Source organism: Paenibacillus plantarum, from assembly GCF_013141695.1.
Lineage (GTDB): Bacteria > Bacillota > Bacilli > Paenibacillales > NBRC-103111 > Paenibacillus_E > Paenibacillus_E plantarum.
Genome location: NZ_WHNY01000037.1, coordinates 17,004 through 31,941 on the forward strand (window position 1 = coordinate 17,004; position 14,938 = coordinate 31,941).

The following is a 14,938-nucleotide window of genomic DNA, read 5'->3' on the forward strand; positions in this document are numbered from 1 at the left end:
GCGATCTTCTCTCTAGGTATGTGATTCGTATTTCTTGCGCAGCGATTTAGCTAACCCATCCGCAGCCTTCCAGATGTCTCCTGCACCCATGGTGAGAACGAGGTCACCAGGTTGAACATGGTCTATCAAATACGTCAGTACTTCTTCACGTGTGGCAATGTGCTGAACATTCGGGTTGCTGTTGCTGCGTATCAACTCAACTAGTTTAACAGAGTCTACACCTTCAATCCGTTGTTCGCCTGCCGGTGAATAAATATCCGTAATGATTACTTCATCCGCTTCTAAGAAGGAACGGCTAAACTGCTCAAACAAATAGTAAGTTCGCGTATAGCGTTGCGGCTGAAACACAGCGACGATCCGTTTTCTCGTTGCTTTCGCAGCAGAAATCGTTGCTTGAATTTCCGTAGGGTGATGCGCATAATCATCAATGACCAAGATATTTTCAACTTCTCCGAGTACTTGGAATCTACGTTTAGCACCACGAAACTCTTGAATCGCTTCCGCAATGCTCTCGAAAGATAGTCCTGCTTCCAAGCAAGTAATCAGTGTCGCGAGTGCATTGTATACATTATGTTTACCAGGCACTGACAGGCTGACTTGGCCAAGGGATGCACCGTTAAACTCCACCGTAAAGGTTACCTTGCGATCACCTAGTGAGATGTCACGTGCGATATAATCCGCTTGCGTTTCAATCCCGTACGTAATCACTTGACTTTGAATTTCCGGTATCATTTCACGTAGGAATTCATCATCCTGACATACAATCGCTTTTCCGCCAGGTCTAACTTGGCTCAAGAATTGTTTGTATGCTTTCTTCAAGTTCTCGAAATCGCCATTATAATTTTCCAAATGGTCGGCTTCGATATTGTTCACTAACGCGAGGGTTGGGTGATATTGCAGGAAGGTGCCATCGCTCTCATCGGCCTCCGCAACAACGTACTCTCCTTTGCCAGCTTTGGCATTGCTGCCTACATTCATAATTTCTCCACCGATGATATACGTTGGATCCGTGCCGCAAATCTCCATCACCAAAGCAATCATGGAGGACGTTGTAGTCTTCCCATGGGCGCCTGCTACGGCAATCCCTTTGCGCTCATTCATCAGCCTGCCCAGCATTTGTGAGCGATGAATAATCGGAATGTTCATTTGCTCTGCTGCTTGCATTTCCACATTATCTTTGGCTAATGCCGTTGAGTATACAACCAAATCGGCTCCTGATACGTTCGTTGCCTCATGGCCGATAAAGACTCTAGCACCTTTCGCTTTCAGTTTATCTGTAAGCTCCTGTTGTGCAAGATCTGACCCCGAAATGCGGTATCCCATTTCGAGCATGACTTTGGCAATGGCACTCATGCCGTATCCGCCGATTCCTATAAAATGTACGTGTTCTGCTTGACTCACGCCGTTCTCACCATCCTTTTTCAGAATCGGTTTGATAGGTTATCCAAGAACGAACATCAGAGATTAAATACAGCGTGCCGGATACGACCGCCAGATCATCCTGCTCAGTTCTATTTGTTAATAAGGTTAGAGCCTGCTTCCAATCACGTTCAACAACAATGTCAACCTCTAGATTCATCTCTTGAAGAAGACCACTTGCGATGTCGGCGAGCAGGGAAGCATCCCCTTTTTTATGAAAATTTGCTTCTGTAATAATGAGCGTATCCACCAATGGTAGTATATGCCTTAAGTAGCCTGTATGATTCTTCGTAGCTAGCATTCCAATCATCATGTGAAGCTTCTTGTAGCTATACACATTCTGAAGTGCTGCAGCTAGTGTCGCAGCTCCCTCAGGGTTATGTGCCCCATCAATAAGGATGCGCGGCTCCTGTGAAACCATTTCCAATCTACCCGGCCATTTGGTTCCCACAAGCCCCTTCTGCAAATCTACGTCCTCCACGATGGTGGCGTAATATTGGCGAAGAACCTCCAGTGTCATAACCGCTACAGCAGCATTCTTCAATTGGTGTTCACCATTCAATGTAATCGACAGATTCGGAATAGGTCGAAATGGTCCGTTAAACTGAAAGCTTTGATGATCTAGCTCACTGTTCACTTCGGTCAAGTTAAATTGATCACCTAGCGAATACAGTGTCGCTTTCTTTGCCTTCGCCGTTTGATCGATAACGCTCCAAATCGCCGCAGGCTCCACCGCTGTAATAACGGGAACTCCCGCTTTAATGATGCCCGCTTTTTCAGCAGCTACAAGCTCCAGGGTATCCCCCAGAATATCCATGTGATCATGACCGACATTCGTAATCACGGTAACAATTGGATTCACGATATTCGTGCTATCCAGCCTTCCCCCGAGTCCAGTCTCCCATACGACATAATCGGGATAAGCCACTTTCCCAAAGTATAGAATCGCCAGTGCCGTTGAAATCTCAAACATGGTTGGCGGACCTACCTCTGTGGCTGCAATCTCATCCACAATTGGCTTCATCTCATTCACCAAGCGAAGCAGTACATCATCCTCAATATCGGCGCCATTGACTTGTATACGATTCGTATACCGCACCAAGTAAGGCGACGTAAACGTGCCTACATCATAGCCGCACGCTTGAAGCACGGAAGCAAGGTAAGCGCATGTTGAGCCCTTGCCATTCGTTCCGGCCACATGAATGAACTTCATCCTGCGTTCGGGGTTACCCAACTTCTCCATGAGTAGATGCATACGTTGGAGGCCCGGCTTCATGCCGAGCTTCTCCATCCGTCCAACGATCCAATCAATGGCTTCCTGTGCGGATTGGAATTCACCCGCCGTGTTCTTGATTTCATCCATTGTTCTCATCCTCTTTTACTATATGAATCACCATGTAGACGAACCTAGGCAATCGTATAATTTACGTTCTTTAAGCCTTTAACTCCGCTAATCGAGCGATAACTTTATCCCGTTTGTCTGCATAATCAGCAAGCTTGGCTTTCTCTTCTTCGATGACTTTCGCTGGCGCTTTAGCTACAAAACCTTCATTACCCAGTTTCTTCTCGATACGCTCAACTTCACCGTGTAAGGATTGCAGCTCTTTGTCCAAGCGTGCAAGCTCTTGCGTGATATCGATCAAGCCCGCTAATGGCAAGTAAAGCTCAGCCCCCGTAATAATCGACGTCATTGCTTTGTCAGGCGCAGTCATTGTAAGGTCAATTTCAAGCAGGGACGTGTTACAGAAGCGTTTCAGGTATTCTTCATTTTTGCTGAGAATGTCCTGTGTCTCTGCACTAGCTGGTTTGATCAAGAGCTCGACCTTCTTACTCATCGGCACATTTACTTCCGCACGGATATTACGAACGGAACGAATCGCTTCCATCAAAAGCTCCATCTCCCGAATCGCATCCGGCGCTTCGAAAGCGGCATTCTCAGTCGGCCAAGCCGCGAGTGTAATCGTGTCCCCAACATGCGGCAAGTGCTGCCAAATTTCCTCAGAAATAAATGGCATGAACGGGTGAATCAAACGTTGCGTTTGATCTAATACATAAGCTAGAACCGATTGTGTCTGCTTTTTCGCCGCCGCATCCGTCCCATATAAGCTCAGTTTACTGAACTCAATGTACCAGTCACAGAGATCATCCCAGATGAAGTTATAGAGTAGACGGCCGGTTTCGCCGAACTCATAGCTATCAATTAGACGAGTCACATCACGAACAGTTTCATTCAAACGATGCAATATCCAACGATCTGCTGTCCCTAATGGGCCTGTCAAATCAATATCCGCTGCGTTTACACCTTCTAAATTCATCAGTGCAAATCGGGAAGCATTCCAAATCTTATTGGCAAAATTACGAGCTTGCTCAACCCGCTCCCACCGGAAGCGCAAATCTTGACCTGGCGTGCTGCTCGTAGAAATCATATAGCGCATGGCATCTGCGCCGTATTTCTCGATCACTTCCAACGGATCAACGCCGTTTCCGAGCGATTTGGACATTTTACGTCCTTCGGAATCACGAACAAGGCCATGCATAAGCACATCTTTAAATGGAATTTGATCCGTAAATTCGAGTCCTTGGAAAATCATCCGCGCAACCCAGAAGTAAATGATATCGTAACCAGTAACTAGGACACTCGTCGGATAGAAACGCTTCATATCCTCGGAATCATTCGGCCAGCCTAAAGTGGAGAAAGGCCATAGCGCCGAGCTGAACCATGTATCCAGTACATCGTTATCTTGATTAAGATTCGCACTTTGACAATGGGAGCAAGCCGTAGCATCCTCACGAGCTACCGTGATTTGACCGCAATCCGCACAGTGCCAAGCAGGAATCCGGTGACCCCACCATAATTGACGGGAAATACACCAGTCACGCACATTTTCAATCCAGTTCAAATACGTTTTCTCGAAGCGATCGGGTACAAAATTAACACCCTTGCCTGATTTTTGCGCTTCAATCGCTTGATCCGCGAGCGGCTGCATTTTCACGAACCATTGGGTAGACAAGTAAGGCTCAATTACGGCACCACTGCGCTCACTATGTCCAACTTGATGAACGTGCTCTTCAATTTTGATCAGTACACCTTGCTCTTTCAAATCAGCAACGATTTGCTTACGGCACTCAAAACGGTCTTGCCCCTGGTATGGGCCGGCATTCGCGTTCATCGTTCCCGTTTCGTCCATAACCAGAATTTGCGGCAAATTGTGACGCTTTCCTACTTCGAAATCGTTCGGATCATGCGCAGGCGTAATTTTTACCGCGCCGCTTCCGAATTCCTTTTCAACATAATCGTCTGCAATAATCGGAATTTCACGGTTTACAATCGGCAGCAGCAAAGACTTCCCAATGAGGTGCTTATAGCGCTCATCCTTCGGATGAACAGCAACCGCTGTGTCTCCCAGCATCGTCTCAGGTCGCGTTGTTGCAACAACGATCGAACCTGATCCATCTGTTGTTTCATATTTCAAATGGTACAGGGCACCTTGTACTTCTTTGTATTCCACTTCAATATCCGAAAGCGCTGTGCGTGCCGCTGGATCCCAGTTAATAATATAGTTGCCGCGATAAATGAGACCTTTTTCAAACAAGCTTACGAAAACTTCACGAACAGCTTGCGAAAGTCCTTCATCCAATGTGAAGCGTTCACGTGAATAATCGAGTGAGAAGCCCATTTTGGCCCATTGCTCACGAATCGTATCCGCGTATAATTCTTTCCACTCCCAGACTTTCTCCAAGAATTTCTCACGCCCAAGATCATAACGTGTTTGTCCTTGTTCGCGAAGCTTCTGCTCTACACGCGTTTGTGTTGCAATACCAGCATGGTCAGAACCAGGCAGCCACAATGTGTCAAAGCCCTGCATCCGCTTCGTACGAATAAGAATATCTTGCAGTGTGAAATCAAGCGCATGCCCGATGTGCAGCATACCCGTTACGTTCGGAGGCGGAATCACAATCGTGTAGGTTTCCGCATCTGGACGGTTGCCTGCTTTGAAGAATTCATTTTTAATCCAGTAGTCGTACCATTTACGCTCCGCTTCTTTCGGGTCGTACGTGGTAGGCATTTCCGTTTGTAATTTCGTTTCGGTCATAAAAGTACCTCCATATCTGGCTAGTTGTTATAAACACAAAAAAACCTTTCGCCCCAAAAAGGACGAAAGGTATAGCTTCCGTGGTACCACCTTCATTTCATGCGACTTGCCCCAATAGCAAATAACATGACACTTAAACAGATAACGGCTGCGACCGGAAAATGCTAATGCAGGCGAGAAATGAAAACTCGGCGATTGCACTCACATTTACTGCTCCAGGGCGACTTCGATCGGATGTATCCTGAGGAACCTCTCAGCGCTGCAGTTCCACTCTCTGAAGGGCGTTCCGACTACTACTCCCTATCTTTGCAATTCCATATGTTGGTTTGAAAATGAGTTACACTATATGATATCGAATTATCGACACATAGTCAATAATTTCGACGCCTATTCTAAGGATTATTTTCTAGTATTGGGCGGAAAGTCGGAATTTATACTAGGACAAACATAAAGAGCCCCCAGCTGCTATCAGCAGCCAGAAGCTCTTGCCTATGTATCATTATTTATTTGGGTAAATAAATAACTTGCCCCACAACAATATCCTGATCACCTAGACGATTCATCAATTGAAGCTCACGCGTGGTCAGTTGATAGCGCTTCGCGATGGATTCTAAGGTGTCGTCCTTCTGAACGATACATAGTTTGAGCTTCCTGAACTCTTGTGACTCCGATCTGCTCTGAAGGAATAGTCGCCGCCACTCTACCGCATCTATCCGCGATTCCGCCTCAAGAGCCGCTTGCGCCTCAGCTTCCGCAAGCCGCTTGTCGGAAAGATACGTGCCTGCCTTAGATAATAGCGATTTGATGCCATATGGGTTAACCTCCACGGCGTCCGTTGCCTTCTTGCCAAAGGCAACTTTCAGTTCCTTTTTTTCCTCCGTAACGACGGTACTATCCGCATGCGGGGTCACTTTCAGCTCGATTTGTTCAAATTCCACACCGATCGTGTCGTCCCCCGAAAAGGGTTCCGGCTGAGCCGCAACGACAGTTGGTTCTGGTGAAGCTGCTATCAACGTTGGGCTTGGCGTAGGTAAAGGTGTAGGAAGAACAGGTGCTGGTGGTGCTTCAATCACTTGTTGAACTTCTGGAACTGGTTGAACCTGTGGTTCTTGAACATACGGTGCTGGTGTAGGTACAGGTTCTGATACGTAAGGCATGACGGGTTCAGAGCGTGGGTACTCAATTTGATGGACAAAAGTAACCTCTTCTTCCTCTCGCCAGCTTTCTTGCGGCACAGATACCATTTCTACACCTTGCAAAGAAAGTACACCAGTTACATTAAGACTTCGTGCCGATAAAAGGTCGATATCAAAATTCTCGATCTCTACCTGAATATCTTCTACACGATGAATACGATTCAAGGGCAGCGTAATTTCGACAGGAATCAAATGCTCAAGTGTGCGAGGACTGCCGCCTTCTTCACTGAAGTAGTTGCCTGTAAGTAGTAGATTCCCCTTTAAGATCGCTTGATCATCCAGCGTTATTACTTGAATATGCGGAAGCAATTCTACCTCATTCAATTCTTGTATAGCCGCCAAATTCTCCTGCAAATGCACACGTTCATAAATATCAAAGCGTAACCCTGGTTGTTGTTCAGACACCGAATGAATCCTCCCTTCCGTTAATTCGAAACATAAACCGGCTCCGAATTGTTGGGTGATATACTTGATTGTCTCTAAAAGTATATGGGTGGATGAGGCCAGGCATGACTATATTTTTAACTCAATGACATTTGATCCAGTAACGTCTTGAAATCTAGTGGATAAGGTGCGTGCACAACGATCTCATTCTGTGTAACCGGATGATTGAATACCAGCCTTTCGCCGTGAAGGGCTTGTCGATGAAACGATCGCGAAGAACCTCCATATAAGATATCTCCGATAAGTGGATGTCCTAAATGGCTGAGATGGACTCGAATTTGATGTGTTCTGCCGGTTTCCAACTCCACTTCAACGAGTGCACCAGCTTTCATTTGTTGAACGACACGGTAATGTGTAAGTGCCTGATCCCCATTGGGAGCCACTCTTCGCTTCCCTGGCCGATGACGATCCTTGCCGATCGGTTCAGCAATCCATCCTTCCTTTTCTTTGAAAATCCCATGAGCTAGCGCAATATAACGTCTATCGATTTGTTTTTCTCGCATGGCTTCATCTAGCAGGACATGCGCCCATTCATTTTTGGCATAAAGTACAACGCCCGTCGTATCTTGATCTAGACGATGAATATGCCGAACGCCGCATGCTTGTCCTGTTGCTTCATAATAGTGAGCTACCGCATTGGCAAGTGTTCCTCCTTGTCCGGCTTCAGCTGGATGGACAGACTTTCCAGCTGGTTTATTCACAACAAGAGTGAACTCATCTTCAAATAAAACGTCTAATGGGTAAGATTCCGCTTTAAACGCCGCCTTTTCCTGTGGAAAAACCTTAAGTCGAATCGTATTATTGTCAATGCGAACAAGTCCCTGGGAAGCTAATCGCAGGAAATATTTGCGAGGCACCGGGAGATAAGCCGCTAATTCTTCAACAGCGCCCGGTTTGAGCGGTTTCCATTGCTCATTCGGAAGCGGTAACTCCAACCATTCTCCAGTGCGCGACCAAGTAATCATGATTTCATGCCTTTACGAAATGATAGAAAGATTGCTAGCAGAATGAGTAGAAATACAAAAACAATCGCCATAAGGTCGATTGGGAAATCAAAAAAGTAATAACGTTTCATAATTAGAACGAGCTCCTTAAGAAAGAGGGATTAAGTACACTTTATTTTAACAATTACCATTACCAATTGCATGCAAAAATATGATACTATTATTTTGTATTGTTTTTTTTCGACATTTTCTATCAATTTATTAATAGAGCAGGAGAGGTTTACCTTGGGTAGTTCAATTGCAAATCATTTTCGAAATTATAGTTGGTTGAAGCGGACTTTACTCGTTATAGCAGTATGTGCATTTTTAAGTTCTAGCTTTCTATTTCTAACCCCGCCAGGGACATTCGTTCGAGAGTATTTGGCCAAAACCGTCATAACAACGCAGCACCGCGACTGGGCTTGGATCTTCGTAGGCGCGCAGCGTCGTGATCAAATGGTGCTTGAGATGCAGAATTTAACGGAAGTTAACTCCATTGAGAAACAAGATATTGAGGCTGTTCAGTTCAATACAAACCGCCCAATTGAGAGTCTAGTCAAAGTAGAAGATATTTCAGGCACCCTGTGGAAGGGTAAGCGAATGTATGTATATGATCCACGTTCAATCCGTGTTGTCGTTCCTTCCAAACAAGGTGAAGGTGAACGAATTACAGCCATGGTTCAACGTACAGGTGCTGTTGCCGGTGTCAATGGCGGTGGCTTCAATGATCCTGACGGCCTTGGAAACGGATTTGCCCCAATCGGTGCTATTATGTCCGGTGGTGAAATTCTTTATACCGACCAAGAGGGAAGCAACCCGCAACAAATTGTCGGATTCACGGATGAAGGAACACTCATTATCGGTAAATATACAATTAACGAATTACTGAAACTCGGCGTCTCTGAAGCCGTTTCCTTCTATCCGCGAGTTATCGCGAACGGTAAACCGCTAATTACAAGCGGTGATGGCGGATGGGGACGTGCGCCGCGAACAGCTGTTGGACAAAAAGCAGACGGTACGGTTATCTTTATCGTCATTGATGGCCGTCAAACGTCAAGTGTTGGTGCTACACTGAAAGAAGTTCAGGATCTTTTCTTAGAAGACGATGTCATCAACGCTGGATTCCTTGATGGCGGAGCATCTTCTGAAATGGTTTATAATAATGCACTCATTACCAAACCATCTAGCCGTTATGGCGAACGTCGCTTACCTTCAGCTTTCTTAGTATTCGATCATCCTGAGAAAGTCGAAGTGAAGAACATTTGGGCTGGCTTAACGACGATCGATGCAGGCGGTGCTTCAACTCACCCTGAATTCTTGAAAGAACAAGCAGAACTGAAGGCGCAAGGTAAATTACCTACACCAACGCCGAAAGCAACACCTACACCATCTGTTAAACCAGAAAGCACAGCTGAATCAGTTAAAGCTGGAGGCTCATCTTCACCTTCAAGTACCGACTCAACGAAGCCGAACTCGACGGATAAGCCATCAACTGGAACACCAACGAATACAACTAGCCCTACACCAACAAATACAGGCAACCCAACACCAACTCCTATAGCTACGCCAACGCCAAGTAATGGGAATAATACAGGTGGTAACACGGGTAGTACGAAGCCAACGACAACAACTTCAACACCATCTCCTACACCGAGTACTACACCTAGTGCTACACCGAAGCCAGCAACGAATGGAGCGGAGACTCTACCTAACACTTCAACATCAACATCTCCAACAATTAAACCTAACTAATACGTTCTATCATAGTTAATAAACCAGCTAGCATCCGATTTTGCGGATGTGAGCTGGTTTTTTTTGCGGGTGCATCTAATTGACACACGTGCAGCTTTGGGCAAACAAATCATTCAAAACCTAGGAGGAGCAGGGTACTGGCACCACCAAGAAGCTACAAACCCCTTTAACCCAACATCATTTACATCGTCCGAGCGGCGGCGTGTCCGTCTTCTTGTCCTTGTCCTTGTCCTTGTCCTTGTCCTTGTCCTTGTCCTTGTCCTTGTCCTTGTCCTTCTCCGCATCCCTTTGTTCTGCGTCCCATGTACGCTCCCATTTCCGCGACTCTTATCCCCGCATCCATACCGATGCGTACAATTGTACTAACTGGAAAATATACAGCTATTTTCGAGATATTTCCTTGAAATTTGGATTTAACTGTAAAACATGTAGGTAAAACGGCCTTTTTTGTTCAAATCGCGAAAAATGGTCAAAATTAACTGTAGGTTATCCATCTAAACTAAGTTTGATCGGAAAATTCAAGAAGTTAACTGTACAAAATCCATCTATTCGCCTGGAACACATGACCTCAAACAAAGGGGCAGCCCTCACGTAGAACCTTCTACGGAGGGCTGCCCTTTTCATTATAATCGTTTCAAGGCTTCGCGATGAGCCTCGATCGTCGTTTCAATATCTGAATCAGAATGCACTGTAGACACGAACATACCCTCAAACTGCGAAGGTGCAACGGAAACACCTAAATCCAGTAAGTTACCGAAATAGGCATTAAATCGGCCAAGGTCGGATGTTTTGGCTGTGTCGTAGTTGGTGACTGCTATCTCCGTGAAAAACGGGCAAACCATGGAGCCTACACGATTAATCGTGCTGGCAATACCGAATTCAGCCGCATTCGCAGCGAAGCCCGCTTCTAGTCTAGCTGACTTGCGTTCCAGCTCCTCATAAACATTCGGCTCGCCTAGTAAGGACAACGTTGCAAAACCAGCTGCCATGGCAAGTGGGTTGCCCGATAACGTACCTGCTTGGTAAATCGGACCTGCAGGAGCAATCTGCTCCATGATATCTAAGCGGCCGCCATAAGCACCTACAGGAAGCCCGCCGCCAATAACTTTACCTAAACAAGTTAAATCAGGTGTTACACCGTATAGACCTTGTGCACAGTTCTTATGCACGCGGAAACCGGTCATAACCTCATCAAAAATCAACAAGGAGCCATACTGCTTAGTAATGTCACGAAGACCTTGCAGGAAGCCAGCTGCTGGAGGAACAACCCCCATATTCCCTGCAATGGGTTCTACGATAAGCGCGGCAATTTCTTCTCCGAACTTTTCAAAAACAAGCTTCACGGAATCCAAATCATTATAAGGCACAGTAATTGTGTTAGACGCGACGCTGCTAGGTACTCCAGGACTATCTGGTAATCCAAGTGTAGCAACCCCAGACCCTGCCTTGATCAACAAAGCATCCGCATGTCCATGATAGCTTCCTTCGAATTTCACGATCTTGTCGCGCTTCGTAAATCCACGAGCTAGGCGCAACGCACTCATGGTAGCTTCCGTCCCCGAATTGACCATACGAACCATATCAATGGACGGTACGCGTTCAATAACAAGCTTCGCCATCTCCGTTTCAAGCAACGTTGGAGCACCAAAGCTTGTACCTTTTATAGCAGTAGCCTGAATCGCTTCCAATACCTTCGGATGTGCATGTCCTACGATGAGTGGTCCCCAAGAACCAACATAATCAATAAACGTATTCCCATCAATATCCGTTACTCGCGAGCCGGATCCGCTCTCCATGAATAACGGTGTTAAGCCCACCGATTTAAAAGCACGAACTGGACTGTTCACTCCGCCAGGAATCAGCTTTCTTGATTCTTGGAAAGCAGCTGCTGACAGTTTGTCGATTCTGCTCGAATTTACCATAATTTAGCCCCCAATGACGTGATCTTGTGATAAAATGAGGTCATATCCTACCATTAACTACCTATAAAGGCGGTACAACCTATGCTAGAGCTTATCAAGAAAGTTCCTTTATTTGCCCAACTGGGCGAGCATCAATTGGACGCCCTTATTGAAATTTGTACAAGACGTACTTATAAACCAGGCACGATTTTATTTCAAGAAAAAGAAATCGGCTCTGTCTTCTATATGGTACTAAGCGGTTCCGTTAAAATCTACACAACAAGCCAGTCAGGTGAGGAAAAAATACTGTCGATCTGCAAAAGCAGCGAAAGCTTCGGTGAGCTTTCTCTCATAGATGGCAAACCACGTTCTGCTTCAGCTCAAACCTTAGAAGAATCCACACTCCTAACGATAACCGGGCAAAGCTTCCTTGATCTGCTTCGTAATCATTTTGACATTAGCTTAGGCATCATGCAAGAACTCAGTAACCGTCTACGCGATACGAATCAACAAGTTTATGATTTAACGTTCGTAGATGCAAGAACACGAGTCATCAAAAGTTTGATCAAAATGGCGAACTCGCATGGCCTGCGTAAAGGCACGACTATCGTCATTAAGCTTGTTCTTAACTTTGATGAAATTTCTCAGCTGGCTGGTGTTCAGAAAGCTACGCTTATGCAGGTCATTCGTGATCTCGAAGAGAAGAAAATCCTGACCATCTCTGCAAGTGAATTCACATTGGAGTTAACCAAGCTCCGTTAATGCTATTGTCTTAGAACAAGACTGGCAAGCTGATTGGCAGCTTCTTTCCCTTGCCGAATACAATCGGGCAATCCGACGCCGTGAAACCCTGCCCCCGTGACCAGTACGCGCGGCATGGCCGAAGACAGTTCTTTTTTGAAATCCGCGATCTCCTCTAAATGGCCAACAGGGTATTGCGGCATGGAATGCATCAACCTCGTCACTTCAACAAAACCAGGTTCAGCTGTAATCCCAAGCAGATCACCTATATCATGTCGTGCTTTACTAATTAATTGCTCATCAGACCATGCTGGCCATTCCTGCTCACCAGAACGACCAATATAACAACGAAGCAGCACCTTGCCTTCGGGTGCAGCATGCAGCCACTTCGCTGAGGTTAACGTACACGCTGTAATGGTATAGCCCTCATGCTTAGGAACGAGGAAACCGGAGGCATCCAGTTCAAAAGGAATATCTTTACGATCGAACGCCATAATCACATTGGCTACCGATATATAATCAATCTTTGCTAGCTTGCTTGCAGCTGGCAGCTCCGCAAGCAGCCTCGCAGCTTGATACGTTGGCGTCGTCACAATGACACCGTCAACGATTTCACGCTGACCGTCCTCAAAGACAACTTCCGTTTGTCCATCCTCTACACGACGCACGGACTCAACACCAACTCCAGCACGCAAATCCACAGTAGATAACGCGTCGACTAACCCATTAACTAGCGATTGCAGCCCTCGCTTAAACGTTACAAAGACTGAATTGCGAACAGCCGCAGGCAAATGCGCGCTTTCCTCAGACACATTTTTGCGGCTCGCCATCATCCCAAGAATTAAACTGCGCTTCTTCTGCTCCATAGCTCGAAACTGCGGGAAAGTGGACTTCAAGCTCAGCTTATACGTATCCCCGGCATAAATCCCAGCAAGCAGCGGCTCAACAATACGCTCAAGCACTTCCTTACCAAGACGACGCTCTAGAAAATGTCCAAGCGACTCATCTGCGGTGACATCCCGCTTCGGCTTGATCAAGTCCATCGCAGCGCGAAGCTTGCCGAGTGGTGAAATAAGGCCTGTCTTCATAAAAGGTGTCATTTGAGTCGGAATTCCCAGAACCAAGCCAGGCGGCATGCGATGCAGCTTTCTCCCACGAACAATGTACGTTTTCTTCGCTTTCGGATTCGTACCTGTCAGCTCATTTTCCATTCCTAAATCATAAGCTAAATCAATAATCGGACGTTTACGAGCTAGGAAGGAATCTGGCCCCTTTTCAATTACAAAACCGTCACGCTCAATCGTATGAATTTTCCCGCCAAATGATGGTGATTTCTCGACGACAGAAATGCGAAAGGGGGAATCTCCACTGTCGGTCTCTAACTGTTTTTTCAAATAAAAAGCAGCGCTCAACCCCGTGATCCCGCCGCCTATAATCATATAATGAGGCACTTTATTACTCATTTCGAACTCGCTGCCTCTTGCCATTTCTTGTAAACAACATCACTTAAGGTTTCCATATATAGCGGATCCGTGTTGAGCGACTCTGTACGTTCCAAGTGGACGCCTAGCTCTTTCGCTAATCCTTGCGCTTCGATATCAATATCATAAAGAACTTCTAAATGATCGGAAACGAAACCGATTGGACAGAGAAGTATCTTATCCACGCCTTCTTCTTGCTTAATCGTACGCATGACATCCATAATGTCCGGACCTAACCAAGGCATGGCTGTCTGACCAGCACTTTGCCAACCAAACTGCCAATTCGTAAGACCAACCCGCTCAGCAAGCGCCTTGGAGGTAGCCAACAATTGATCCGGATACGGATCCTTCATTTCCAGAATTTTCTCCGGCAAGCTATGCGCTGTAAAGATGACTCTCACGTTATCCCGATCCGCTTCAGCAAATTTCCCCAAAGCTTTCTCTACGCGTGTTTGCAAAGCATCAAGCAGCTTCCCATGGAGGTGATAGTCCAGAACGAAAGTTATGTTAAGTCCTAGCGCTTCTGCCTTATCCTTCGCTCTCTTCACATAGCCACCGACACTCATCGTCGAGTAGTGAGGCGCTAGAACGACCCCTACAGCCTCTGTGATGCCGTCTTTAACCATCTGCTCAACACCATCTTCTACATACGGCTGAGCGTGCTTTAGGCCTTGATAGCAGACAAATTCAAGCTCAGGATGCTCTTGACGAAGCGTAGCTTCGAGTCCTTTTACTTGTTTATTCGTATTTTCACGCAGCGGGAAGAAGCCACCGACAATAGCCTCATAACGCGTCGTTAATTCATGCAATTGCTCAGGGGTCGGCGGATGACCACGACGGATATGCGTATAGTACGCTTCGACTTGATCTAAACTTTCCGGCGTACCGTACGACATCACTAAGACGCCAATGCGCGTTTTGGTCATG

General features: G+C 46.2%; 11 protein-coding genes and 1 other annotated feature. Of the genes, 2 read left to right on the plus strand and 9 right to left on the minus strand.

Annotated features, from left to right (window positions below):
• Nucleotides 1-12 precede the first annotated feature (12 nt).
• The 5 genes from murC to GC096_RS11645 form a co-directional block, all read right to left on the minus strand.
• On the minus strand, nt 13-1,353 hold the full coding sequence (murC, locus tag GC096_RS11625; protein ID WP_216626104.1) for a UDP-N-acetylmuramate--L-alanine ligase: 1,341 nt from the start codon (nt 1,351-1,353) through the stop codon (nt 13-15).
• 55 nt (nt 1,354-1,408) lie between these two features.
• On the minus strand, nt 1,409-2,782 hold the full coding sequence (locus GC096_RS11630; protein WP_376769493.1) for a bifunctional folylpolyglutamate synthase/dihydrofolate synthase: 1,374 nt from the start codon (nt 2,780-2,782) through the stop codon (nt 1,409-1,411).
• Between the two features lie 70 nt (nt 2,783-2,852).
• Nucleotides 2,853-5,513, minus strand: a complete 2,661-nt coding sequence (locus GC096_RS11635) for a valine--tRNA ligase (RefSeq protein WP_171630397.1) — start codon at nt 5,511-5,513, stop codon at nt 2,853-2,855.
• A gap of 55 nt (nt 5,514-5,568) precedes the next feature.
• Nucleotides 5,569-5,829 (minus strand) — a binding site (T-box leader).
• A 187-nt stretch (nt 5,830-6,016) separates the two neighbouring features.
• Nucleotides 6,017-7,114, minus strand: a complete 1,098-nt coding sequence (locus GC096_RS11640; RefSeq protein ID WP_171630398.1) for a LysM peptidoglycan-binding domain-containing protein — start codon at nt 7,112-7,114, stop codon at nt 6,017-6,019.
• 116 nt (nt 7,115-7,230) lie between these two features.
• Nucleotides 7,231-8,118 carry an RluA family pseudouridine synthase gene (locus tag GC096_RS11645; RefSeq protein ID WP_216626099.1) on the minus strand — a complete coding sequence of 296 codons (888 nt, stop codon included), beginning with the start codon at nt 8,116-8,118 and terminating at the stop codon, nt 7,231-7,233.
• Between the two features lie 264 nt (nt 8,119-8,382).
• Here GC096_RS11645 and GC096_RS11650 point away from each other — a divergent pair, with 264 nt between their 5' ends.
• Nucleotides 8,383-9,888 carry a phosphodiester glycosidase family protein gene (locus GC096_RS11650; RefSeq protein WP_246302709.1) on the plus strand — a complete coding sequence of 502 codons (1,506 nt, stop codon included), beginning with the start codon at nt 8,383-8,385 and terminating at the stop codon, nt 9,886-9,888.
• Between the two features lie 181 nt (nt 9,889-10,069).
• Here the strand turns inward: GC096_RS11650 and GC096_RS39070 are convergent, their stop codons facing one another.
• Complete coding sequence (locus GC096_RS39070) at nt 10,070-10,192, minus strand: hypothetical protein (protein WP_281366781.1); 123 nt, start codon at nt 10,190-10,192, stop codon at nt 10,070-10,072.
• Nucleotides 10,193-10,511: 319 nt separating this feature from the next.
• Nucleotides 10,512-11,810, minus strand: a complete 1,299-nt coding sequence (gene hemL / locus GC096_RS11655) for a glutamate-1-semialdehyde 2,1-aminomutase (RefSeq protein WP_171630400.1) — start codon at nt 11,808-11,810, stop codon at nt 10,512-10,514.
• Between the two features lie 81 nt (nt 11,811-11,891).
• Between hemL and GC096_RS11660 the strand changes: the two genes are divergently transcribed.
• The gene (locus GC096_RS11660; protein WP_171630401.1) at nt 11,892-12,551 is read left to right on the plus strand and encodes a Crp/Fnr family transcriptional regulator; all 660 of its coding nucleotides are present in this window, start codon (nt 11,892-11,894) and stop codon (nt 12,549-12,551) included.
• Between the two features lie 2 nt (nt 12,552-12,553).
• On the opposite strand, the gene hemG is transcribed toward GC096_RS11660, so the two are convergent.
• Both hemG and hemH read right to left on the minus strand, forming a co-directional pair.
• A complete protein-coding gene (gene hemG / locus GC096_RS11665) occupies nt 12,554-13,993 on the minus strand; it encodes a protoporphyrinogen oxidase (RefSeq protein ID WP_171630402.1) in 1,440 nt (479 codons plus the stop codon).
• On the minus strand, nt 13,990-14,937 hold the full coding sequence (gene hemH / locus GC096_RS11670; RefSeq protein ID WP_171630403.1) for a ferrochelatase: 948 nt from the start codon (nt 14,935-14,937) through the stop codon (nt 13,990-13,992). Before hemH ends, hemG begins: the two co-directional genes overlap by 4 nt.
• Nucleotide 14,938: the final 1 nt, after the last annotated feature.